The following is a 23,306-nucleotide window of genomic DNA, read 5'->3' as shown; positions in this document are numbered from 1 at the left end:
TCGGCCAGAGCCGGTTTCTCCGGCGTATCCCGGGTACCCGATCGATGAGGAGGTGTGTGACATGCCGAAGGAATGGACCGACAAACAGGAACGGCAGTACGAACACATCAAGGATTCGGCGCAGGACCGCGGCGCGAGCACCAAGCGCGCCAAGCAGATCGCGGCCCGCACCGTCAACAAGAACCGCGCGCAGTCCGGCCAGAGCAAGACCGCGAGCCGGTCCTCGGTCAAGGACAAGTCGCCGCAGCAGCGCGGTGGCCAGCGTTCGGGACGCAGCGGTCCGAAGGGCCCGACCAGGGACCAGCTGTACAACGAGGCCAAGAAGCGCAACATCAAGGGCCGCTCCAAGATGACCAAGAAGCAACTGGAGAGCGCTCTCGGCCGTTAATCCGGTGCGCCGAGCAGTGCCGTCGCGGCCTGCTCGGCGAGATCGGCGGCGTGGGCCGGAATCTCCTGTCCCGCGCGTAGATACCGCCTGACCAGGGCGTAGGGCAGATCGACCACCGCGAGCAGCACACGGTCGGTCGCTCGGGCTCCTTCGTCGCCGGTGCGCGCGATCAGTGCGGTCAGCGCGTTCTGTATCGCGGTATTGGCCCGCGCGGTGTCCGCGCGCGCCGCTTCGCTCCACTCCCGTTCGCCCAATTCCCGCGCCCCCGCGAGCAGCACGGCCGCCTCGCGGGGGCTTCGCCGTGCCCAGACGAGGGTCGCGCGTGCGCCGCGGCGGATCGCCTCCTCGGGCGGATCGAGGGTCAATACGGTGAGCAGTTCGTCGCGGAACCGGCTCAGCGTCCGTGTCCACAGCGCGGCGAGCAGCGCGGGCCGATCCGGAAACCGGTGGTAGACCGATCCGCTCGGCGCGCCGACCGCCTTGGCCACCGCCGACATGGTGACGGCGGCGGGCCCGCCCGCGGCGAGGAGTTCCGCTGCGGCGTCCAGCAGCCGATCGGCGTCGTGCTTCGGGGGTCTTCCCATGTATTGGAGGATATGCTCTAATTCTGTTTTAGAGGTAGCTCTCTAAAATGGAGGTGGATCGGATGGACGCCGGAATCGAGCCGCCCGCGTGGGCGCGATGGGCGGCGTGGGGAACCATCGCGGCCGTCGCGCCCTCGGCGGTGTGGCGGGTGCTCGTCGGGGTCGGTGTCGATCTCGGGTGGAGCGACGAGCAATTGGCTTTCCAAGACATTCCCGGCGGCGGAACCGTGTACGTCATCGGTTTGAGCGTGGCGTCGTTGGTCTGTGCCGCACTGACTTTCGCGTTGGTGTCGCCATGGGGTGAGCGGTTCCCGCGCTGGTTCCCGTCCGTCGCCGGTCGTCGGGTGCCGCCCGCGCTGCCCGCGGTCACAGCGACGGCGGGCGCGGCGGCGGTTCTGCTCATCGTCGCGATGAGCGCGTGGAACTGGGACCGGGTCAGCGGTTTCGCGGATCGCCCGGACTCCGGCTGGGCCCGGCTGATGGCCGCCTGCTACGCGCCCGCCGCGCTGTGGCCGGTCCTGCTGTCGGCCGTCACCGCCGATTACTGGCGGCGCCACCGCCGCCTCTCCGTACACGGCTGAAGAAGGAGCGAGAAACCATGGCCGTCATCAATATTCACGTGCGGCGCTTGCCGGCCCCTGCCGCGGAGGTCGGGGCGCTGCTCGACTCGCTGGCGAGCGAGGACGACCGCCTCTGGCCCGTCCCGGCCTGGCCGCCGATGCTCTTCGATCGTCCGCTCGGCGTCGGCGCCGTCGGCGGGCACGGTCCGGTCCGCTACACGGTGGAGCACTACGAACCCGGGCGCTGGGTGCGCTTCCGATTCACCGGTCCCCGCGGCTTCGACGGGTTTCACGAATGCACCGTTCAGCCCACCGCCGACGGCGGCGCCGATCTGATCCACCTGCTCGCCATGCACGCCCGCGGGCCCGCCCGCCTCACCTGGCCGCTGGCCTACCGCTGGATGCACGACGCCTGTCTCGAGGACTGCTTCGACCGCGCCGAACGTGCTCTCACCGGCTCGGTCCGCCACCCGGCCCGGTGGACCCTGCCCGTCCGCGTCTTGCGTTGGCTCGCCGAGCGTGTCATGGGACCGAAGGCCGAAACGTCCTCGGCGACAAAACTTTCCACTGCGGGTTAGCATCCCGGCGACCGTCGAGTGCGGCACCCGGTACGCGGAGTGATTCGCCAGAGAGGCGCGCCGGATACGTCGCCGAACCGGCAGCGCCACAACAACTTCTATCCGAAGGTGGCCGTTCGCGCCGTGCTCGCGCAGTGCCGGGCGAGGGATTGGAGGGCTTCGGAGCAGCCGGTGTCGAGGGCGAGGGCGGCGATTTCGTCGCCGCGGGTTCGGCCGCGGTTGACGATCACCACCGGAGAGCCGTTCTTCGCGGCGCGGCGGACGAAGCGCAGGCCGGACATGACGGTGAGCGAGGAGCCCGCGACAAGCAGTGCGTCGGCCTCGTCGACGAGGTCGAAGGCGGCGGCGACCCGATCCTTCGGCACGTTCTCGCCGAAGTAGACGATGTCCGGCTTGAGCATGCCGCCGCATTGGGCGCAGTCGACCATGCGGAAACTCTCGGTGTCGGTGACCACGGCATCGGCGTCCGGCGCGACCTCGATGCCGGTGGCGGTGGCGGCCGCGGCGAAGCCCGGATTGGCCGCCTCCAGCCGATCGGCGAGCGTCATTCGGGAGATCAGCGCGGAACATCCGAGGCAGCGCACGCGGGCATAGGTGCCGTGCAGGTCGATCACTGTGCGGTGACCCGCCTTGGTGTGCAGCAGGTCGACGTTCTGGGTGATCAACCCGGTGACGACGCCGAGACGTTCCAGGAGGGCGAGCGCCCGGTGCCCCGCGTTGGGCCGGGCGGCGTCCATCCGTCGCCAGCCGACGTGATTGCGCGCCCAATAGCGTTGGCGGAAGGCGGCATCGCCGACGAACTGCTGGTAGGTCATGGGATTGCGGGGCGGCGAATCGGGGCCGCGATAGTCCGGGATGCCGCTGTCGGTGGAGACGCCGGCGCCCGTCAGCACCGCGACCCGGCGATCGGCCAGCACCTCGGCCAACCGCTCCAGCTCCGTGTCGGTCGACGTGCTGCGCGACATGGTCGCATCGTAGGTGATGGGGATGAGTTCTCAGGTGTGCACGGTGATGCTCAACCGGGGCCGCTCGGTCTGGTCCGGCGTGGCGACCCGCTCCCACACCGCCTCGACCAGCGGCGCGAGCAGCAGCTCGCCGAGCTGCTTGACCAGCACCGAGACGACCTGCGTCGACTCGCGGCGGTCGATGGAGGCGACACCGGCCTCACGCAGCCCGATCACTTCGCGGCGAGTCAGCTCGATCAGCGACTCGAGCAGCTCGATCCGGGTCCCGGAAGGTTCGAGTACCGCGCGCCGCAGGTAGTTCACCACCGCGGGGTTGGCCGCGAGCATCCGATGCACCGCTTCGTCCCGGGCAGCGGCGACCTGTGCGGCGTCGCCCGCTACCGGCACCGCCGCCACCGTGTGCGCGAAATAGTCGACGATCAGCTGGTCGACCGCCGCCTCCAAGCCCGCCTTCGTCTTGAAGTGGTGCTGAACGAGTCCGAGCGTGACGCCCGCCTCGGCCGCCACCGCGCGCAACGACACCCGCTCCGCGCCGTACTGGGCGTACAGGTCCATGGCCGCGTTCCTGATCCGCGCCTTCGCGGTCAGATCCTCGTTGGTCGCCCGCGGATCAACCATGTGCCCTCGCCTCGTCGTGCCTGCTTCAGTGGCGGCGATTCTACGGTCACGGGTGATCGACATGGTCGCCGCACCGGTTCCGGTACAGCTGTATTACAGCGAAGGGCGTCGTACGGTGCGTGCGGCCTTGTGCGCCGGGCGTTTTCGTTGCGGTGGGTGCCGGATCAGTTGCGTGCCAGCAGCACGATGCCCGCCGAGATCAGGCCGAGGGCTATCGCGGCGAAGCCGTACGCGACGCGATAGTTCCGCAGGGCCGGTAGTGCGCTGTCGACGGCGAACCGGCCGGGACCGGTCAGTGCGATGGCGGCGGCCGCACAGGCGATCAGCACTTCGTACTCGATGCCGCCCTTGTTGCCGAAGAATCCGGCATCCCATTTGAAGGCGATGGCGTTGACCATGACGCCGAGGATGGCCGCCGCGGCCAGTGGTGTGAGCAGGCCGATGGCCAGGGCCAAGCCGCCGAAAGCCTCGGAGGCGCCCGCGACGAGCGCGGCCGCCTTGCCCCCCGGATAACCCTCCGAGGTGAAGAACTGGGCGGTGCGGTCCAGGCCGTTGCCGCCGAACCAGCCGAAGAGCTTCTGCGCGCCGTGCGCGGCCATCGTCAGGCCGAGCGCGAGGCGCAGGACGAGCAGGCCCAGATCGATGCCGAGTGTGCTCGTGGGTGCGGTTGTGGCCGGTGCTGTCGTGGTCGTCATGGCGAGGTCCTCTCTCGTCCACAAGCTGCCTGACCTTTTCGGCCACGGTACGCCCGGGCACTGTCCGATGTGCCGAATCTCGCCCAGAACGCACTGGTGGGCGGGTCGAGCGACCCGCCCACCAGTGATGCGTCAGCGATCAGTCGCCGCGCTGGTACGCCTGCTGGCGCGCCTCGTCGACGTTGGCTTCCGCCCGTGCCTTCTCGGCGGCGGCTTCCTTCTGTGCGGCCTCACGCTGGGATTCGGCCTTGTCCTGCTGGACACGGCCTTCCTTCTCCAGGTTCTCGTTGCCGGTGACGATGCCCGCGGCCTCCTTGGCCTTGCCCTTGACGTCCTCGACGACGCCCTTGACACCCTCGCGGGGACCGCTTTCGTGCTTCGACACGATGTCTACCTCCGAATATCGGTTGTCGGCTGACACAGGCCGCATACCCGGTCCCGACGACCTCAATCGCGTGACGTCGAGCACCCACCGAGCCCATACACGATCTACTGAACAGGCAGATCGAGGCTCGAGCCCTGATCGGCGGTCGAGGGTTTCGGGGAGGTCGGGTTCTGTCCGTTGCCGGGCGGCGAATCGTTCGACGGTTCCGTCAGCGACTCGACGATCTGATTCCGGTGTAGTCGATCGCGTCGTTCGTTGCCCGCTCCGTGATGCTTTCCTGCTCGCCCCACGTCATGTCGGCAACTGTATTGCCGACCTTCTTGCCGATCAGGTAGTTCACCGTCCAGTCGCTCACGGAATTACCGGTGAGACTGACACCCTTGTCGTTCAGTAACTTGCTGACCGGGGCCGCGACGGCGCCGGAGATCGCGCCGTAGATGCTCTTCGAGGCGATGGAGAAGCCGTCGTAACCATCGCGGACTCCGAGCTTGATCTCCAGCGATTGGAATCCGACTTCCATTCCCCCTTTGACGCCCGCCCCCAGCACAGCGCCCTGGACGATCGTGCGTACGCCGATTTCTTGGATGAGTTTCTTCAGCGCCTGCGTGATCGCCGTGCGGACCGCGACCTGGACCGCGGCGCCCTCGGCCAGGCTCGCTCCCAACGTCGGGGCCGCCGCCGCTGCTGCCGCCGCCAGCTGGATCGCGAGGAACACCAGCATCGAGATGATGTACAGCTTCACCGCGAGGACCAGCATCGCCATCACCCTGAGGACGAAAGCCAGCTCCCTGCAGAATTCGGCGGTACTCTGCAGCGTTCCGCCGTCGCCGCCGACGTTCTTCCAGAAGGCGTCGATAGCGTCGTGGGTGTCGCCTTCGGTGTTCGCCAGCACGACCTTGACGACGTCGTCGCCGAGATCGTTCACCTGGTCCAGGAGGTCGGCGATCTGATCCCATCGATCGGCCGCCGCCCGGAGACCGGTCTCGTCGGTTTCCGGCCATTTGTAGACGACAACGGCGGCAACCGGTTTCAGAGCATCGGGTATCTGAAGTCCCACGGTCGCTCAGCCCTCGCCATCCAGGTATTCGGTGACCTTGGTCAGGGCGTCCTTGAAGTCCTGATCGAGGTTCTGGAACGTCGTCCCTGTCGCCTCGACGCCCCGGCCGAGGAACTGAAGCAACTGCACGGCGCCATCGATGGCCGTCAACGCCTCTTCTGCCTTGCCGGTGTAGTTCTGTGCGAACCGATCGCCGAATTCGTCGTCGCCCCACGCCTGGCCGATGCTGTCGAGTCCGGACTTCAGCGATGACAGCCCGCTGGAGAGCTCGGACGCCAGCTCGGCGAGCTTCGGCGCCTGCGCCTTGACAGCGTCGGGATCGATATGGAAGTTGCTGTTACCAGCCATGTTTGGCTCCCAGTCCCTTCCAATGCGGTCCTTCGTCCTCGTCTTCGTCGTCGGCGGGCGGCGCCGGTTCCGGAGCGTGCGCCGATGCCTCGGGTTCGGGCGGGGCGGGCAGAATGTCGCCGACTTGCTTACCGATGAAGGGCAAGTCCTCGTACACCTGTTCCTGTGGAGCGAAATCCGCGGCCGCCGCGGTGATCGGCGCCAACAGCGCGTCCATCTCGGATTTGGCCGAGCGCGCCGCGAACTGGGCCGCCTGCAGGAACGAGGCCGCCAGCTTCTCCGGTGCGGAGCGCTTGAAGGCAGCCGGGTCGACCCACACGTCGACCGGAATACCGGCCGCGTTCGTGGTCACCCGGACCATGTTGTCGTCGGACCAGCCCTGGGCAGTCGAGGCGGCGAGCACATCTCGCGCCTTCGCGATACCCCGCAGCTGTTGTTCGTAGGTGGCAAGCACGTTGTCGACCTGGCCCTGCAGCGCGTCAGTGCGCGCGCGGAGTTGCTCCTGCTCGAAGGAATTCACACCGAGTCCTCAGATCCGAAGTTGTCGCGTCAGTGGTAGGACGCTACAAGCGCGACATCGGTTCCATCGAATTCTCCGCGGCCACTGAGGATTCACTCGCACCTCCAGTCGCGCGCTCTCCTCGGGGATCTCGATCGTGCGGTGTCACGCCCGCCAGATGCCGTCGCCCGCGCGGGTCAGCACGATGTTGGGGATCACGGCGTTGCGCGACAGCCGGGTGACGGCCAGGACCATCTCGGCGATGTCGCCGGTGCTGAGCATGGCCGTGCGGTCCAGCTCGTCGCGCTTCCACGCCGTCATGTCGGTGTCGACGTAGCCGGGGGAGATTGCTGTCGCGCTGACGCCGTTGGCGGATTCCTCGAGCGAGACGGTCTCGCACAGCGAGATGAGCGCGGCCTTGGTCGCGCCGTAGGCGGCCAGCCCGGCCTCGCCCGCGACCCCGGTGATCGAGGCGAGCGCGACGATCTTCGCCCCGCGCGCCGGGTCGTCGGCGGCGCTTTTGCGCAGCAGCGGCAGCGCCGCCTGGATCAGCGTGATCGGCGCACGGAAGTTGACGTCCAGCATCCGCTCGTAGGTCTTGGCGGGCATGTCCGCCACCCGGCCCGCCGTTCCGGTGCCCGCGCTGAGCACGAGTGCGTTCAGCCCGCCGAACCGATCCTCGTGCTCGCGCACCAGGTTTCGCACCTGATCGAGGTCGTTCATCTGCGCCACAACGGGATTCACCTCGACGCCGGACTCGTCGCGCAGGCGTCGCGCGGTCTCGGTGAGGGTGTCGGCGTTTCTGGCGGCGAGGGTCAGGTGATAGCCCTCGCCCGCCAGACGCCGGGCGATCTCGGCGCCGATGCCGCGAGAACCGCCGGTGATCAGCGCGCTGCGCGTCATCCGAGGCGCTCGATGATGGTCGCGTTGGCCAGCCCGCCCGCCTCGCACATGGTCATCAGGCCGTAGCGCCCCCGAGTCTGCTCGAGGTGGTTGACCAGAGTGGCCAAGATCCGGGTTCCGGACGCGCCGAGGGGGTGGCCGAGGGCGATCGCACCGCCGCGCGGGTTCAGCTTGGCGGCGTCGGCGCCGAGTTCGTGCTGCCAGACCAGCGGCACCGGCGCGAACGCCTCGTTCACCTCGTAGGCGTCGATGTCATCGATGCCGAGCCCCGCGCGGTCGAGGACCTTGCGGGTGGCCGGGACGACGGCGGTGAGCATCAGCAGCGGATCGTCACCGAGCACGGCGAAGGAGTGGAACCGGGCGCGCGGGCGCAGGCCGAGCTTCGTCGCGGTCTCCTCGCTCATGATCAACGCGGCCGAGGCGCCGTCGGTCAGCGGAGACGAATTGCCCGGAGTGATCGACCATTCGATCTCGGGGAAGCGCGCCTTGTACTGCTCGTCGACGAAGGCGGGACGCAATCCGGCCAGGCCCTCGGCGGTGGTGCTGGCGCGAATGGTCTCGTCGGCGGTCAGCGTGCCCGCCGCGATCAGCTCGTTGTCGAATCCGCCCGCGGCGGCGGTCTCGGCGGCCAGCCGGTGCGAACGCGCGGCGAACTCGTCCAGCGCGGCGCGGTCGAACTTCCACCGCGCCGCGATCACCTCGGCGGAAATGCCCTGCTGGACAAGGCCTTCCGGATAGCGATGGGCGATCGGGCCGCGGTTGGCGTCCTTGCCCTGCGCGTTGGAGAACATCGGCGCCCTGCTCATCGACTCCACGCCGCAGGCGATGGCGACGTCGTAGGCGCCCGCGATGACGCCCTGCGCGGCGAAGTGCGCGGCCTGCTGCGAGGAGCCGCACTGGCGGTCCACGGTGGTGGCGGGCACCGACTCCGGGAAGCCCGCGGCGAGCACGGCGGTGCGCGAGATGTTGAACGCCTGCTCGCCGGACTGGGTGACGCAACCGCCCACCACGTCGTCGACCAGCGCCGGATCCAGATCGTTGCGCGAGACGAGCTCGGCGAGCACGCCCGCGAGCAGTGTCGCGGGGTGCACCTCCGACAGACCTCCGCCCGGCTTGCCCTTGCCCGAGGGGGTGCGGACGACGTCCACGACGACGGCGGACCTCATAGCTGTCTCCGATCGACTAAGTTAACTCACATTCTTGTTTAAGTTAACACGGATTCACCTCGCTCCGTAATGGTGACCCCGGTATTGGGGGCAGCCGAGCCGCCAACCAGGGTCGAAGTGGTGCGCGAATCGCCGAGACCGGCACGTAGCATCGTGCTACACAGGTTCGGTGGCCGGCGGGGATGTTGGGCCGCATCGACATGACGAGGTGTTCGTGGACAGCTGGCCGGTCACCGTCGCGTTGCCGATGGTCTTGGCGCTCATCATGTTCGGGCTCGGGCTCGCGCTGACGGCGGACGATTTCACCAGGGTGGTGCGGTATCCGCGCGCGGTGGTCGTCGCGCTGACCTGTCAGCTCGTGGTGCTGCCCGCGATAGCGTTCGGGCTGGTGGTCGCGGTGGGACTCGATCCGGCCCCGGCGGTCGGGGTGATGCTGCTGATGGCCTCGCCGGGCGGTGCGACGGCGAACCTGCTCAGCCACCTGTTCCGCGGCGACGTGGCGCTGAATGTGACGCTCACGGCCGTGAATTCGGTGCTCTCGGTGGTCACACTGCCGTTGGTGACCAACTTCGCGCTCGGCTATTTCGCGCCGCCCGGCGCCGACGGCATCGGCCTGCAATTCGGCAAGGTGGCGCAGGTCTTCGCGTTGGTGCTGATTCCGGTCGCGGCGGGCATGGTGACCAGGCGGCTGCGGCCCGGTTTCGCCGACCGCATGGACCGGCCGGTGCGGATCGTGTCGGTGGCGTTCCTGGCGGTGGTCACCTTCGCGGCGCTGGTGGCCGAACGCGGGAACGTGCTCGGCTATCTGGCCGCCGTCGGCCTCGTGGTCGCGCTGCTGTGCGTGACCAGCCTGGGTGTCGGCTACTTCGTGCCGAAGGCGTTCGGCGTCACCCGCAGCCAGGCCATCGCGTGCTCGATGGAGGTCGGAATCCACAACAGCGCGTTGGCGATGACCATCGCCATCAGTGTGCTCGGCGACATCCGGATGGCGGTGCCCGCGGGCGTCTACGGCATCGTCATGCTGCCCATCGCCTACGTGGCGGGTTCGGCGATCAGCCGCAGGATCCGCCGGGAGGAGACCGTCGAGCCCGCCGCGCTCACGGAGGCCTGAGCCGCGGCTCAGTCGCGGGAACCGGAGACCTCCAATTCCCGGACCCCCGGCGACGCGGCCGGATCCGCGCCGGTCACCTCCAGCCGGACGTATCGCGCCGAGACCGGTTCGGTGAGCGTCCCGCTCGCGGGATCGGCGGCGACGGTGGCCCACTCCCGCCCGTTCTCGGACACCGCGACCGACGACGCGACCGGCGCGGGCTCACCCCACCGGGGCAGCACCCGCTCGACGCGCGCGGGCGTGCCCAGATCGACGGTGAGGCTGCCGTGCGCGCCCTCGGGCGCCCATCCGGTCGCGGTGCTGCCGTCGACCGCGGCGTCCGGATAGCGGCCGGGCTCGGTGGAACTGCTCGTGGCGGGACGGCAGCGGGCGAGGTTGCCGGTGGGTGCGAGATCGGGACGGCGGGTGTCCATCGTCACGGGCGCGCCAGGTACGACGGTGTGCGTACCGGTCGGGGTCCGCAGGGGCATCGGCGCACCGCCGGTCACCGTCACCGTCGTGCGTTCCGCGCCGATCTCCGCGTCGAAAGTGCGTCCCTGCCAGTGCATCCCGCGAATGGTCATGCCTCGTTCGAATTGCGGCGGCAGTGTGGGGTCCACCTCGACGGCGTCGCCGCGCAGCCGCAGCCCGAGCAGGCCGCTGGTGAGCGATTGCAGGAAGCCGCCCGCCGCGGTGGCGAACGTGAACGCGGGCGCGCCCGCCAGCGGGTCGCGCGCGCCCGCCTTCGCGCCGCGCGCCTCGGCGAACTGCGCGAACGGCGCCCGCACGAACGGACGGGCGGCGCGGTCCAGGAAGGTGTTGGTCGCGCAGCCGGGCCTGCCGAGGTGCGCGGCGTCGATGGCGTGCACCGAGTCGGTCATCGCCGGGCCGTCGGGATCGGTTTGCGCGGAATAGTATTCGAGCACTCGGGCGGCGACGTCGGTCGGCATCGGCCATTCCAGCGGATAGATGAGCAGCACGGTGTCGGCCTGTTTGATGGGAGTGCCGGTGTAGCCGTCGAATTGGGCGAAGACGCCGTTCGCCGCGTCGAACGGCATGCGCAGGCCATCGGCGATGGTGGTCCACTCGGCCGGGTGCGGCGTGCCGAGGATTTCGGCGGCGCGCACCGCGTGGCGCAGCGCGAGCGCCGCGACCGCGTTGGTGTAGACGCCGTCGTCGACGTTGTTGCTGTACTCGTCGGGGCCCGCGATATCGCGCAGCGAGAAGCTGCCGTCCGGGTTCGGCGTCACGCGCGCGGCCCAGAATTCGGCGAGCGCGCTCATGATGGGCCACACCCGGTCGCGCAGATATGCGGCGTCGCCGGTGGCCAGGTAGTACTGCCAAGCTGCCAGTGAGATGTCGCCCTGCAAATGAATCTGGTTCAGGCAGTGCGGCGGATCCCAGCTGTGGCATTCGTCGAGGTCGCCGTCCGTCGCGCTGGTCCAGGGATAGAAGGCGCCGGGGAAGCCGAGGCGCTGGGCGTTGGCCTTCGCGGCGGGCAGCGTCTTGTACCGGTACTCGACAACGGTTTTCGCCAGGTCCGGCGCGAAATGTAGGAGGGCGGGGAACATCCAGATGTCGGCGTCCCAGAACACCGCCCCCGCGTAGTTGTCGCTGCTGAGCCCGACCGGCGAGAGACTGTTGTCCTGAGCGGGATTGCTCGCCGAATACAGCGAATACAGCGCGCCGCGTGCCCAGGACCGCACGTCGGGTTCGCCGGGAATCTCGACCTCGCCGCGCCACAGACCTGTCCAGACCGCGGTGGTGTCCGCCAGCAGCGCGGCCCAGCCCGCGCTCGCGGCACGCCGTGCGGCCGCCAGCGCGGAGGCGGCCGGATCGGCGGAGGTGCGTGCGGTGTCGACACCGACGAACTTGGTGGCGGTGTAGGACTCGCCTTCCCGCACCGAAATCCGGGCCTGCTGGCTCGCCGTCAGGTCGTTGTGCGATGGCGACGGCGTGATCGTCGCTCCGGAACCGGCATCCAGGACGGAGACGATCGAACCGGCGACTTCCGTTCCCGCCGTGCGGAATCCGACTCCGACTGTGGCCTCGCCGCGCTGCCCCGCGCCGGTCGGCACGACACGGCGGGCGCCAGCGCCGTCGAGCAGATCGGTCAGCACCAGCTCGCCGGACCAGCGCGGACGCAGGCTGAGGCGCACCGCGCCGACGTGCTGATCGGAGCGGGCCGCGAACACGTCGTACACCAGGTCGGTGGTTCGTCCGTCCGCGGTCGTCCAGGTCGCCTTGGTGCGGACCAGCCCGCAGCGCAGGTGCAGGGTCTGTTCGAAGTCGGTGATCCGCGCGGCGGGTGTGGCGGGGGAGTACGTCTCGTCGCCGACGCCGACCAGCAGGCCCGACCAGTTCGGGATGGCCGCCGCCACCTCGCGGTCGTCGGCGACGCCCGGGCTGTGCCCGTACAGACCGGCGACGAACGCGCCGTCGTAGGCCGGGGTGTACAGCGGCCAGCCGGTGGGTTCGTCGGTGCCGAGGTAGCCCGTCCCGCGCGGCGGCACGCGCAGCCCGAGGTAGCCGTTGCCGACGAAGGGATGACCATCGATCTGGGCGTCGACGTCCGTGTTCGACGGCGACCACCCGGCGGTCTCCGCGACGCCCGGGCACGCCGAGTCCGGCCGTTCGGCCTCCTCGCGCACCACCACCAGCGCCACCGCCGTCACCAACGCCAGCACCGCGCCCAAGGCGATCACGAGCAGTATTCGCCGGAAGGGCCGGGCCGAGAACGACATCGCACCTCCCGTCGTGCGCGGCGTGCACGCTCGATTCACTCGGACGACTCGCGGGCGGGCCGGACCACGCTCGGTCCGGTCTCGAGATGAAGCCTGTGCACGAGGATTTCCCCGTTCCCGCCGATCGACACCCGTCGCCGCCACCGTGTCGCGAATCGCCGCCCGGCGCGGGCATATCCTGTCGCCTGTTGGACTCCATCGACCGCGGCCGCATCGGGCCGGGGAAGGCAGGCCGGATGCACGCCATCGCGTTCTACGAGTTCGGCGAACCGGAGGTGCTGCGGGTCGTCGACGTACCGATCCCCGAGCCGACCGGCGCGCAGGTGCGAATCGCGGTGCGTGCCGCCGGAGTCAACCCGGCCGACTGGAAAATCCGTTCGGGCGCCTTGGTTTTCGGTGAGCCGAGCTTCCCGCAGTTCCCGGGCGCCGAGGTCGCGGGTGTGGTGGACGCGGTCGGGCCGGAGGCGGCAGGCGTCGCCGTCGGCGACGAGGTGATCGCTTGGACGCGCGGCGGCTACGCCGAGTACGCGCTGAGCGCCGAGGTGGCGGCCAAGCCCGAGGAACTCGCCTGGGCCGATGCCGCCGCACTTCCGGTCGCGGTGAGCACCGCGGCGAAGGTGCTGGCTCTGCTGCGACCGCGGGCGGGCGAGACCCTGCTGGTCAACGGCGCGTCGGGGGCGGTCGGCTCGATGGCCGTGCAACTGGCTCGGGCCGAGGGCGTCACCGTCATCGGCACGGCCGCGCCCGCCAACCAGGACCTGGTGCGTGCGCTCGGCGCGACGCCGACACCGTACGGCGACGGGCTGGTCGAGCGGGTGCGCGCACTGGCGCCGGACGGTGTCGACGCGGTGTTCGACGCCGCGGGGCACGGTGTGCTGCCCGCCGCGATCGAACTGCGCGGCGGCACGGATCGCATCGTCACCATCGCCGACGGCGCGGCCGTCGACCTCGGCATCGAGTTCTCCACCGGGCCCGGCCCGCGATCCACGGACCTGCTGGGCGACGTGGCGCAGCGCCTCGCGCGCGGCGAATTCCGCCTGCCCGGCACTGCGCGCGCCTTTCCGCTGGCCGAGGCCGCCGCGGCGCAGCGGGAGATGGAGCACGGCCGCCGACCCGGCAAGGTCGTATTGATCGTCGGGTGACCCGGTTGTCACTAGGCTGGAACGATGCGACTGCCTCGGATTCGCACACCGATGCCACCGCCAGGATTGGCCAGCAGTCTCGACGTCTGGCTGGTCGGCCGGAGCGCGCGGGTCCGCCCGACGCCCGCCGACCGGGTGCTGCGCAATCTCAGCATGAGCGCCAACCACAACCGGCTCTGGATCGGGGTCGGCGCCGGGCTGGTCCTGCTCGGCAACCGGCCGCTGCGCCGCGCGGGCGCGCGCGGACTGCTCGCGCTCGGACTGGCCAGCGGTATCGCCAACGGCATCGCCAAGCCGCTGTTCCCGCGCCGCCGTCCGCCCGACGAATCGGTGCCGTTCGTCCGTCGGCTGGTCCGGCCGCCGGTGTCCTCGTCGTTTCCCTCCGGCCACGCCGCCTCGGCGGCCGCCTTCGCCGCCGGTGTCGCGCTGGAGAGCCCGGCGGCGGCCGCCGCGATCGCGCCGGTCGCCGCGGCCGTCGCCTACTCCCGGGTGCACATCGGCGTGCACTGGCCCTCCGACGTGGTCGCGGGCGCGCTGCTCGGCACGGGGGTCGCGCTGGTCACGCATCGGTGGTGGGCGGTGCGCGCCGACGAACCCGCGCTGCTCGGTCACGCCGAGCAGGTCGACCCGGTGCACCACGGGCGCGGCTTGCTGCTGGTGACCAACCCGCTCGCGGGAAGCGGCAACGGCGCGCTCGCCTCGGCGCAGCTGCGCGCCGGACTGCCCGCGGCGCACATCGTGCGGATCGATCCCGAGCGCGACCTCGACGCCCAGCTCGGCGAACGGCTCGACCGCGCGGACGTGACCGCGCTCGGCGTCTCCGGCGGCGACGGCACGGTCTCCTCGGTGGCCGAGATCGCGGTCCGGCGCGGGGTGCCGCTGGCCGTCTTCGCCGACGGCACCCTCAACCACTTCGCCAGGGACGCGGGCGTCGACCAGGCCGAGCACACGCTCGCCGCGCTCGACCAGGGCACGGTCGTCCGGGTCGACGCCGCGGACGTGCGGTTCGACGAGGACGGGTCCCGCGTCTTCGTGAACACCGCCAGCCTCGGCGGCTACCCCGACTTCGTCCGGCTGCGGGAGCGGTGGGAGCCGCGGCTGGGCAAATGGCCCGCGGCGGGCATCGCGATGATCCGGGTCCTGCTCGGCGCGCAGCCGCTGCACACCGTGATCGACGGCGCACCGATGGCCATCTGGATGTTGTTCGTCGGCAACGGCCGCTACCACCCGGCCGACCAGATCCCGATGTCGCGGCCCGAGTTGCACCGCGGCACCCTCGACGTCCGCTACCTGCGCGCCGACGTCCACTTCTCCCGCACCCGGCTGATCTGGGCCACCCTCACCGGCACCCTCGGCAACTCGGCCACCTACGTCCGCAAAGAAGTTCCCCGCCTCGAGGTCCGCGTCACCGAGGCCTCGGTCTCCCTCGCCACGGACGGCGAAGTGGATTCGCGCGGAAAGGATTTCGTCTTCACCAGCCGCCCGGCCGCGTTGGCCCTCTTCCGTCCGCCGGAGGAGTAGCCGCACCCGTGCGTTTGCGTGTCCCCGCCACGCGTGGTCGGTTTTTGATCTAGCGTGGGCACGGTCGACGCCGAGAGGGGCCGTGGGATGCGAACGGGGATGCTGGGGCTGGCGGAGTTGCGGGAGCGGGTCGAGTCCGGTGAGCTCGACACGGTGCTGGTCGCGATGACCGACATGCAGGGCCGGTTGCAGGGGAAACGTTGCGCGGCACGATATTTCGTGGACGAGGTGATCGACCACGCGACCGAGGCATGCAACTATCTGCTCGCGGTCGACGTCGAGATGACGACCGTGGACGGGTACGCGATGTCGTCCTGGGACAACGGCTACGGAGACTTCGTGCTGCGCCCGGACCTGAGCACGCTGCGGTTGGTGCCGTGGCTGCCGGGGACCGCGCTGGTGCTCTGCGATGTCGAGCAGGTGCATCCGGAGGGCGCGCCGGTGGCCGCCTCGCCGCGCCAAGTGCTGCGCAAGCAGCTGGACCGGCTCGCCGAACACGGGCTGCGCGCCTATGTCGGCACCGAGCTCGAATTCTTGGTCTTCGACGACAGCTACGAATCCGCCTGGGAACGCGGCTATCGCGACCTGCGCCCCGCCAACCAGTACAACGTCGACTACTCGATGCTCGGCACCTCCAGGATCGAACCGCTGCTGCGTCGCATCCGCAACGAGATGGCCGGGGCCGGAATGTATGTCGAGTCGGCCAAGGGCGAATGCAATCCGGGCCAGCACGAGATCGCCTTCCGCTTCGACGAAGCCATGGTGACCTGCGACAACCACAGCATCTACAAGACGGGCGCCAAGGAGATCGCGGCGCAGGACGGCCGCAGCCTCACCTTCATGGCGAAATACAACGAGCGCGAGGGCAACTCGTGCCACATTCACCTGAGCCTGCGGAACGAGGCGGGCGAGCCGGTGTTCGCGGGTGACGGCGAGGGCGGCGCCTCCGCGCTGATGCGGCACTTCCTGGCGGGCCAGCTCGATTGCCTGCGCGAGTTCACCTACTTCCTCGCCCCGAACATCAACTCCTACAAGCGTTTCGTCTCGGGCAGCTTCGCGCCCACCGCCCTGGCCTGGGGCAGGGACAATCGCACCTGCGCGCTACGAGTGGTCGGCACGGGCGCCTCGCTGCGGGTGGAGAACCGCATTCCCGGTGGCGACGTGAATCCCTATCTCGCCGTCGCGGCTTCGATCGCGGCCGGGTTGCACGGCATCGAGCGGCGGCTGCCGCTGGAGCCGGAGTTCCACGGCAACGCCTATCGCTCGCAGCGTCCTCGAGTGCCGACGACCCTGCGGGAGGCGGCGCGGCTGTTCGGCGAAAGCACCGTGGCCCGCACCGCGTTCGGCGCGGAAGTGGTGGAACACTATCGGAACGCGGCGCAGGTGGAGCTGGACGCCTTCGACGCCGCCGTCACCGATTGGGAGCGAACCCGTGGATTCGAACGACTCTGACCCCGCTGCCCCGCGCCCCGTCATCGGGCTGCCGACCTACGTGGAGCAGGCGCGTTTCAGCACCTGGGAGACCCGAAGCGCGGTGCTGCAACACGACTACCTCGACATGGTCGACCGGGCGGGCGGCATCCCCGTGCTGCTGCCGCCCGTCGGAGCCCCGCGACCCGAACTGATCGCCCGGCTCGACGGCCTGGTGCTCACCGGCGGGGCGGACATCGACCCGGCCCGCTACGGCGCGCGCCTGAACGACGCCGCCCTCGGCTACACGCGGCCGGACCGCGACGAATCCGAGTTCGGCCTGTTCACGCTGGCTCGCGCGGCAGGGGTGCCGATTCTGGCGGTGTGCCGCGGGCTGCAACTGGTGAACGTGGCGCTCGGCGGCACCTTGATCCAGCACCTGCCCGACGTGGTCGGACACGAGGGGCACTCGGGCGGGAGCGGCTCGTTCGACGTCAACGAGGTGCTGACCGAACCGGGCACCCAGCTGGCCGCGCTGGCCGGTCCGCGGCTGGAGGCGCACTGCCATCATCACCAGGCGATCGACCACCTCGCGCCCGGACTCGTGGTGAGCGCGCGCTCGGGCGACGGGTCGATTGAGGCCGCGGAACTGCCCGGCGAGGCTTTCCTGGTCGGCGTGCAGTGGCATCCCGAGGCCAATCGGGCAGATGATCGTCTGATGCGGGCGCTGGTGGCCGCGGCCGCGGCCTATCGGCGGGAACGAGACGGGTGAGAGGAGCGGAGGACATGGCGGCGACCGAGGTGGTGAACCCCGCGACCGAGCAGGTCGTGGCGACGGTGGAACCGACGGACGCGGCGGCGACCGACGCCGCCATCGAGCGCGCGCGGCGGGCGGCGGAGCAGTGGCGCGAGGTCGCGCCCGGCGACCGGGCCCGGCTGCTGCGCCGCTTCGCCGAAGCGGTCGACGCCGATCTGGAGCGGCTGGCGCGGCTGGAGGTCGACAACGCCGGGCACACCATCGGCAATGCCCGCTGGGAGGCCGGAAACGTCCGCGACGTACTGCATTTCGCGGCTGGCATGCCGGAGCGTCTGTCCGGCAAGCAGATTCCGGTGGCGGGCGGCCTGAACGTCACGTTTCAGGAGCCGCTCGGCGTGGTCGGTGTCATCGTGCCGTGGAACTTCCCGATGCCCATCGCGGCATGGGGATTCGCGCCCGCGCTCGCCGCGGGGAACGCGGTGGTGATCAAGCCCGCCGAGCTGACGCCGCTGACCGCGTTGCGGCTGGGGGAGCTGGCCAGGCAAGCGGGCCTGCCCGAGCACGTGTTCCAGGTGCTGCCCGGCAAGGGTTCGGTGGTCGGGCAGCGGTTCGTCACCCATCCGGCGGTGCGCAAGGTGGTGTTCACCGGGTCGACGGAGGTCGGCAAGCAGATCATGGCGGGCTGCGCCGAGCAGGTGAAGCGGGTGACGCTCGAGCTGGGCGGCAAGAGCGCGAACATCGTGTTCGCCGACGCCGACCTGGAGCGGGCGGCCGCCACCGCGCCGTACGGCGTGTTCGACAACGCGGGGCAGGACTGTTGCGCGCGCTCGCGAATCCTGGTGCAGCGGAGCGTGTTCGATCGGTTCCTCGAACTGCTGGAGCCCGCGGTGCGCGGCGTGCGGGTCGGCGATCCCGGTGCGGAGGACACCGAGATGGGCCCGCTCATCTCGGCCGCGCATCGCGAGCGGGTCGCCGGGTTCGTGGAGCCGTCGACGAAAGTGGCCTTCACCGGCCACCGTCCGGAGGGACCGGGGTTCTGGTATCCGCCGACGGTCGTGCTGCCCACCGCGCCGACCGATCGGGTGCTCACCGAGGAGGTGTTCGGTCCGGTGGTCGCGGTGCTTCCGTTCGACGACGAGGCCGAGGCGGTGCGCATCGCCAACGACACCGAATACGGCCTGTCCGGTTCCATCTGGACCAACGACCTCGGCAGGGCGCTGCGGGTCTCCCGTGGTGTCGAGGCCGGAAACCTGTCGGTGAACTCGCACTCCTCGGTGCGGTACTGGACACCGTTCGGCGGATTCAAGCAGTCCGGCCTCGGTCGCGAACTCGGACCGGACGCCGCGCTGGCCTTCACCGAGACCAAGAACGTCTTCATCGCCACCCAGTGATTCATCGAACCAAGTGATTCACCGCACCGAGAAGGAGATGCGTTGCAGCGCTTACAGGATCGAGTAGCCGTCGTCACCGGCGGCGGCAGCGGGATCGGACTCGCCACGGTGCGCCGGTTCGCGGCCGAGGGCGCCAAAGTCGTCGTCGCCGACATCGATGCCGCCGCGGGCGAGGCCGCCGCGGCGGAGGTCGATGGACTGTTCGTGAAGGTTGACGTCACCGACGAGACGCAGGTCCGGGACATGTTCGAGGCCGCGGTCGCGGCGTACGGCGGGCTCGACATCGCCTTCAACAACGCGGGAATCTCACCGCCGGAAGACGATTCGATCCTGACCACCGGCATCGAGGCGTGGCGCCGGGTGCAGGAGGTGAACCTGACCTCGGTGTACCTGTGCAGCAAGTACGCCATCGAGCACATGCTGGTGCGCGGCAAGGGCTCGATCATCAACACCGCCTCCTTCGTCGCGGTGCTCGGCGCGGCCACCTCGCAGATCTCCTATACCGCCTCCAAGGGCGGCGTGCTGTCCATGAGCCGGGAGCTCGGCGTGCAGTTCGCCAGGCAGGGCATCCGGGTGAACGCGCTGTGCCCGGGGCCGGTGAACACCCCGCTGCTTCAGGAGTTGTTCGCCAAGGACCCGGAGCGGGCCGCGCGCCGCCTGGTGCACATCCCGCTGGGTCGCTTCGCCGAGCCGGAGGAGATCGCGGCCGCCGTCGCCTTCCTCGCCAGCGACGACGCCTCGTTCGTCACTGCCTCGCAGTTCCTCGTCGACGGCGGCATCTCCGGGGCCTACGTCACGCCGATCTGAGGCGTTCCAGCCACCCGGACGGGTCGTGCGAGCCCGTCCGGGCAATCCGTCGATCTCGAACCTCTGTGACGACAATCACATTCGCTGATTGTCGTGCAGGTAGCCGGGTGTGCGCTGTCCCGTGGTGCGGGTCCGCCGCTGTTTGGTCGTCGTGAAACCTGGGTATCGGTTTGTTCCGTGCCCGGCCCCCGTTTTCGAGTGGGGCCGGACGGACGAATCGAGGCCCGTGGGGACGGGCCGGTGAGGAGGCGGGCGTGACCACCGATCGTGGACAGGACCCGACGCGACTACGGCGTTCGGTGGCCGCGTCGGCCATGGGCAACGCCACCGAATGGTTCGACTACGGCGTGTACGCGGCGACGGCGACCTATCTCACCGACGCGTTCTTTCCCGGCGAACTCGGCACGCTCGGCACCATGCTCGGCTTCGCCATCTCGTTCGTGCTTCGCCCGCTCGGCGGCATGGTGTGGGGTCCGCTCGGCGACCGCCTCGGCCGAAAAGTCGTGCTGGCCACCACGATCCTGCTGATGTCGGCCGCGACCGGTGCGATCGGCCTGTTGCCGACGCACGCCTCCGTCGGCGTGCTCGCTCCGGTGCTGCTCATCGCGCTCCGTGTGCTGCAAGGCTTCTCGACCGGTGGCGAATACGGCGGCGCGGCAACGTATTTGGCGGAATGCGCGACTGATCGTCGGCGTGGCTTCCTCGGCAGCTTCCTGGAGTTCGGCACGCTGGCCGGTTTCGTCGGCGGTTCGGCCGTGGTGCTCGCCTGCCAGCTGGCGCTCGGTTCGGACGCCATGCACGACTGGGGCTGGCGCATTCCGTTCCTGCTCGCCGTCCCGCTCGGTCTGACCGGCTGGTACCTGCGCGCCAGGCTCGACGAGTCGCCGGTGTTCCAGGAGGTCGCCGAGAATCCGCACCCGCCGACCGGGCTGCGCGAGCTGCTGACCGGCTACCGGCGCGAGATCCTCACCCTCGGCGGCCTGGTGATCGCGCTCAACGTGGTGAACTACACGCTGCTCACCTATCAGCCGACCTACCTGCAGAAGACCATCGGAATGTCGGAGTCGGCCACCACCGCCATGATGCTGACCGGTCAGCTGGTGATGATGCTGGTGCTGCCGCTGTTCGGCATGTTCTCCGATCGGGTCGGCAGGCGGCCGATGTGGCTGTTCTCGCTGATCGGTCTCGCGGTGCTCGCGGTGCCGATGTACTGGCTGATGGGGCAGGGCACCGCGTGGGCGATCATCGGCTTCATCGTGCTCGGCCTGCTGTACGTGCCGCAGTTGTCCACCATCAGCTCCACGTTCCCGGCGATCTTCCCGACGCACGTGCGCTACGCCGGCTTCGCCTTCGCCTACAACGTCTCCACCGCGATGTTCGGCGGCACCGCGCCGCTGGTGAACGAAGCCGTGATCGACTCGACCGGGTGGACGCTGTTTCCCGCCGCGTACATGGTCGGCGCCTCCCTCATCGGCCTGGTCGCGTGGGCCTACCTGCGCGAGACCGCGGGCACCTCGCTGCGCGGTACCAAGGTGCCCGACGCCGACGGTGCACCGCTCCCAGGGGTGGCGCAACCCGCGATCTGACTCGGCCCGGTTCACGGCTTCCACGGACGCTGGCACACGGCAGAAGCGTCGGGGATTGCGTCTGCGGCGAACCACGATGGCGTCGGCTCACTGCCGCAGCGCCCGGGGGAGATCGGTCGAAGCGGCCGTGCTCTCGGTCCGAGCGGTGGCAGGGAAGACGGGAACGTCGGCTCGACGCCGGAACCCGTAGCGGGGAGCTATTCCTCCTCGAGCTCGTCTTCGGTCGGCCAGTCGTCGGCGACGATCAGCCGACCGGTGCGCAACATCTCGTCGTACTGCTCGGCGATCAGCGCGGCCGGGTAGGTCGGCCAGTACGAGACGGCTCCGGTGGCCTTGTCGATGACGCTGACCGAACCGCCGATCACCGGCGGCGGTAGTGGCGAATCGCCTTCCGGCACCGGCCCGCGGACCGCGACGACGACGAAGCCGCCATCGAATTCGGTGACCAGTTGTGCGATTCCGCCGTCGAGTTGGTCCGTGACGGACAAGTACCGCGCGGCGATCTGTTGCGCCGCAGCGAGATCCACCGGCGTGGTCGCCGAGGTGGGGTAGGCGTGGACTTCCATGGTGCGTTGGCGGGATCGACCGGCGATCGACCGCCTGCTCCTTTCGTCGTTGCTGTGCAAGAAGATACGCCGCACGCGGTGTGGTGACTGTCTCAGTCGAACTGGACCGTGGCCAGCATGGCGCGGGCCAGTTCTTCCGGGTCCGTCGTGTCGGCCAGCGCCGAATCCGTCAGCGCCCCCTCTCGCCACAGGGCAGCGAAGCCGTGCACCAGCGACCAAGCGGCCAGCTGGGTGGCGCGTTCCTGTCGGTCGGTGCGTTCGAGGCGCAGGTCGGCGACGCCGGCGCGCAGCGCGGCTCCGGAGCGCGTCCGCGCGGCGCGCAGGTCCGCGTCGTCGGCGTGCAGCAGGTCGCGACGGAACATCACGTCGAAGTGTCCGGGATGGTTCAGCGCGAAGCGGACGTAGGCGACCGCGACGTCGCGGAAGTCCGGTCCCGCGCTGTCGAGTTCCGCGCCGAGCAGGTCGTAGCCCTCGATGGCCAGCGCGGTGAGGAGACCGGCGCGATCGCCGAAATGGTGGGCGGGCGCCGCGTGGGAGACGCCCGCGCGCCGCGCGAGCCCGCGCAGGGAGATCGCGTCGACGCCGTCGGCGGCGATCTGCTCGGCCGCCGCGGTCAGCATCGCGGTGCGTAGATCGCCGTGGTGGTAGCCGCTCTTCGCCATGCCTCCGATAGTGGCCGAGAATCTTGTCATTGACAAGTTTGCGTGGCTGTCCCTAATCTTTCCAGTGTCAAGATTGGTTCGTGCCACACCTCGGGAGATAGTCATGGCCCCCTTCGTCATCCTCGCCGCCGTCACCGCGCTCGCCCGCCTGCTCGGCTGGTTCGTCGATCTGTCCTGGCTCGATTCGTGGTCGGACGCAGTTCGTTTCGGCCTCGCCGCCATGTTCGCGTCGACCGCGAGCGCGCATTTCCTCCAACCACGACGCTCGGCGCTGATCGAGATGGTGCCGCCGCGACTGCCCGCCGCACCCGCACTGGTCACGCTGACCGGCGTGCTCGAAGTCGCGGGCGCGGTCGGCCTGTTGATTCCCGCCACCGCGGCCCTCGCGGCGGCGGGCCTCGCCGCACTGCTCGTCGTGATGTTCCCCGCCAACGTCTGGGCGGTGCGAAAAGGCGTGGGCATCAAGACGATGCCGCTCCCGCTGCGCACCGTGTTGCAGGTGGTGTTCCTCGGCGCGACCGCCCTGGTGATCGCCGGCTAGCGCGCATGCGCTGCTGCGCCACGGCGCCGGTCGCCGCGGATTCGTCGGAACCGGCCGGACGAGGTTCGAGCGACACCGGAGAGGATGTAGCGATGTCCTTCACGGTTCCCGACGGTGTCGCCTGGGCGATCGTCGGCGCACTGTCGCTGGTGCTCGCCGGAAGATTCCTCGGGCTGTCCGCGCGGGACTTCGATGCCGATCTGCGGCAACTACGTGAGCTGTCTCGCGCGTGGGTGCGGATGCGGTCCGCGGGGATGCCAGCTATCGAAAGCGCCCGGCCGACCCTGTCCCCCCCTCCTGGGACAGGCCCGGCCGGGCTGAAATAAACAATGCCTTGGGGGTC

At 69.8% G+C, this 23,306-nt stretch carries 26 protein-coding genes; 13 read left to right on the top strand and 13 right to left on the bottom strand.

All coding sequences use genetic code 11. From position 1 onward, the window contains the following. Positions 1–61: 61 nt before the first annotated feature. Positions 62–388 carry a plasmid stabilization protein gene (locus T333_RS09515; RefSeq protein ID WP_354999107.1) on the top strand — a complete coding sequence of 109 codons (327 nt, stop codon included), beginning with the start codon at positions 62–64 and terminating at the stop codon, positions 386–388. Here T333_RS09515 and T333_RS09510 read toward each other — a convergent pair. Beyond that, positions 385–972, bottom strand: coding sequence for a TetR/AcrR family transcriptional regulator (locus tag T333_RS09510; protein WP_496424247.1), 588 nt, complete (start codon positions 970–972; stop codon positions 385–387). The two genes, T333_RS09515 and T333_RS09510, sit on opposite strands and share 4 nt — an antisense overlap. A gap of 62 nt (positions 973–1,034) precedes the next feature. Between T333_RS09510 and T333_RS09505 the strand changes: the two genes are divergently transcribed. After that, the gene (locus tag T333_RS09505) at positions 1,035–1,553 is read left to right on the top strand and encodes a hypothetical protein (RefSeq protein ID WP_354999109.1); all 519 of its coding nucleotides are present in this window, start codon (positions 1,035–1,037) and stop codon (positions 1,551–1,553) included. A gap of 17 nt (positions 1,554–1,570) precedes the next feature. Then, positions 1,571–2,110 carry an SRPBCC family protein gene (locus tag T333_RS09500; RefSeq protein ID WP_354999110.1) on the top strand — a complete coding sequence of 180 codons (540 nt, stop codon included), beginning with the start codon at positions 1,571–1,573 and terminating at the stop codon, positions 2,108–2,110. Between the two features lie 98 nt (positions 2,111–2,208). Here the strand turns inward: T333_RS09500 and T333_RS09495 are convergent, their stop codons facing one another. From T333_RS09495 to T333_RS09455, 9 genes are all read right to left on the bottom strand, one after another. Beyond that, entirely contained in the window at positions 2,209–3,075 is an 867-nt protein-coding gene (locus tag T333_RS09495; RefSeq protein WP_357253261.1) for an NAD-dependent protein deacetylase, read from the bottom strand. A 30-nt stretch (positions 3,076–3,105) separates the two neighbouring features. Beyond that, the gene (locus T333_RS09490) at positions 3,106–3,693 is read right to left on the bottom strand and encodes a TetR/AcrR family transcriptional regulator (protein WP_354999112.1); all 588 of its coding nucleotides are present in this window, start codon (positions 3,691–3,693) and stop codon (positions 3,106–3,108) included. 164 nt (positions 3,694–3,857) lie between these two features. Further along, complete coding sequence (locus tag T333_RS09485) at positions 3,858–4,388, bottom strand: DoxX family protein (protein WP_496424246.1); 531 nt, start codon at positions 4,386–4,388, stop codon at positions 3,858–3,860. 139 nt (positions 4,389–4,527) lie between these two features. Beyond that, a complete protein-coding gene (mbp1, locus tag T333_RS09480) occupies positions 4,528–4,773 on the bottom strand; it encodes a microaggregate-binding protein 1 (RefSeq protein ID WP_354999114.1) in 246 nt (81 codons plus the stop codon). Between the two features lie 208 nt (positions 4,774–4,981). Beyond that, positions 4,982–5,830 carry a WXG100-like domain-containing protein gene (locus T333_RS09475; protein WP_496424245.1) on the bottom strand — a complete coding sequence of 283 codons (849 nt, stop codon included), beginning with the start codon at positions 5,828–5,830 and terminating at the stop codon, positions 4,982–4,984. Positions 5,831–5,836: 6 nt separating this feature from the next. Beyond that, positions 5,837–6,178, bottom strand: coding sequence for a WXG100 family type VII secretion target (locus tag T333_RS09470; RefSeq protein WP_354999116.1), 342 nt, complete (start codon positions 6,176–6,178; stop codon positions 5,837–5,839). Next, positions 6,168–6,698, bottom strand: coding sequence for a YbaB/EbfC family nucleoid-associated protein (locus tag T333_RS09465; RefSeq protein ID WP_357253268.1), 531 nt, complete (start codon positions 6,696–6,698; stop codon positions 6,168–6,170). The genes T333_RS09470 and T333_RS09465 overlap by 11 nt, the downstream gene beginning before the upstream one ends. 144 nt (positions 6,699–6,842) lie before the next feature. Then, entirely contained in the window at positions 6,843–7,580 is a 738-nt protein-coding gene (locus T333_RS09460; protein WP_496424244.1) for an SDR family NAD(P)-dependent oxidoreductase, read from the bottom strand. After that, positions 7,577–8,746 carry a thiolase family protein gene (locus tag T333_RS09455; protein ID WP_496424243.1) on the bottom strand — a complete coding sequence of 390 codons (1,170 nt, stop codon included), beginning with the start codon at positions 8,744–8,746 and terminating at the stop codon, positions 7,577–7,579. Before T333_RS09455 ends, T333_RS09460 begins: the two co-directional genes overlap by 4 nt. A gap of 214 nt (positions 8,747–8,960) precedes the next feature. Between T333_RS09455 and T333_RS09450 the strand changes: the two genes are divergently transcribed. Continuing rightward, positions 8,961–9,857 (top strand): bile acid:sodium symporter family protein, encoded by an 897-nt coding sequence (locus T333_RS09450; protein WP_354999120.1) that lies wholly within the window; start codon positions 8,961–8,963, stop codon positions 9,855–9,857. A gap of 8 nt (positions 9,858–9,865) precedes the next feature. Here the strand turns inward: T333_RS09450 and T333_RS09445 are convergent, their stop codons facing one another. Next, positions 9,866–12,580 (bottom strand): discoidin domain-containing protein, encoded by a 2,715-nt coding sequence (locus T333_RS09445; protein WP_496424242.1) that lies wholly within the window; start codon positions 12,578–12,580, stop codon positions 9,866–9,868. 236 nt (positions 12,581–12,816) lie between these two features. Between T333_RS09445 and T333_RS09440 the strand changes: the two genes are divergently transcribed. From T333_RS09440 to T333_RS09410, 7 genes are all read left to right on the top strand, one after another. Continuing rightward, a complete protein-coding gene (locus tag T333_RS09440; RefSeq protein ID WP_496424756.1) occupies positions 12,817–13,722 on the top strand; it encodes an NADP-dependent oxidoreductase in 906 nt (301 codons plus the stop codon). Between the two features lie 24 nt (positions 13,723–13,746). Next, positions 13,747–15,243, top strand: coding sequence for a bifunctional phosphatase PAP2/diacylglycerol kinase family protein (locus T333_RS09435; RefSeq protein ID WP_354999122.1), 1,497 nt, complete (start codon positions 13,747–13,749; stop codon positions 15,241–15,243). Positions 15,244–15,330: 87 nt separating this feature from the next. Then, positions 15,331–16,695, top strand: a complete 1,365-nt coding sequence (locus tag T333_RS09430; RefSeq protein ID WP_357253276.1) for a glutamine synthetase family protein — start codon at positions 15,331–15,333, stop codon at positions 16,693–16,695. Beyond that, the gene (locus T333_RS09425; RefSeq protein ID WP_496424241.1) at positions 16,676–17,425 is read left to right on the top strand and encodes a gamma-glutamyl-gamma-aminobutyrate hydrolase family protein; all 750 of its coding nucleotides are present in this window, start codon (positions 16,676–16,678) and stop codon (positions 17,423–17,425) included. Before T333_RS09430 ends, T333_RS09425 begins: the two co-directional genes overlap by 20 nt. Before the next feature lie 14 nt (positions 17,426–17,439). Beyond that, positions 17,440–18,801, top strand: a complete 1,362-nt coding sequence (locus tag T333_RS09420) for an aldehyde dehydrogenase family protein (RefSeq protein WP_496424240.1) — start codon at positions 17,440–17,442, stop codon at positions 18,799–18,801. A 3-nt stretch (positions 18,802–18,804) separates the two neighbouring features. Continuing rightward, complete coding sequence (locus T333_RS09415) at positions 18,805–19,608, top strand: 3-oxoacyl-ACP reductase (protein WP_496424755.1); 804 nt, start codon at positions 18,805–18,807, stop codon at positions 19,606–19,608. Positions 19,609–19,922: 314 nt separating this feature from the next. After that, the gene (locus tag T333_RS09410) at positions 19,923–21,194 is read left to right on the top strand and encodes an MFS transporter (RefSeq protein ID WP_354999821.1); all 1,272 of its coding nucleotides are present in this window, start codon (positions 19,923–19,925) and stop codon (positions 21,192–21,194) included. A gap of 197 nt (positions 21,195–21,391) precedes the next feature. Here T333_RS09410 and T333_RS09405 read toward each other — a convergent pair whose 3' ends face one another. Both T333_RS09405 and T333_RS09400 read right to left on the bottom strand, forming a co-directional pair. After that, on the bottom strand, positions 21,392–21,760 hold the full coding sequence (locus T333_RS09405) for an SUKH-4 family immunity protein (RefSeq protein ID WP_496424239.1): 369 nt from the start codon (positions 21,758–21,760) through the stop codon (positions 21,392–21,394). 92 nt (positions 21,761–21,852) lie between these two features. Next, positions 21,853–22,422, bottom strand: a complete 570-nt coding sequence (locus tag T333_RS09400) for a TetR/AcrR family transcriptional regulator (RefSeq protein WP_496424238.1) — start codon at positions 22,420–22,422, stop codon at positions 21,853–21,855. A gap of 103 nt (positions 22,423–22,525) precedes the next feature. Here T333_RS09400 and T333_RS09395 point away from each other — a divergent pair, with 103 nt between their 5' ends. Both T333_RS09395 and T333_RS09390 read left to right on the top strand, forming a co-directional pair. Continuing rightward, entirely contained in the window at positions 22,526–22,963 is a 438-nt protein-coding gene (locus tag T333_RS09395) for a DoxX-related protein (RefSeq protein ID WP_496424237.1), read from the top strand. Between the two features lie 92 nt (positions 22,964–23,055). After that, on the top strand, positions 23,056–23,289 hold the full coding sequence (locus T333_RS09390) for a hypothetical protein (RefSeq protein ID WP_496424236.1): 234 nt from the start codon (positions 23,056–23,058) through the stop codon (positions 23,287–23,289). Positions 23,290–23,306 lie beyond the last annotated feature (17 nt).

It is taken from the genome of Nocardia sp. CNS-044 (assembly GCF_059570515.1).
This window is presented reverse-complemented; position numbering and strand designations above follow the sequence as displayed.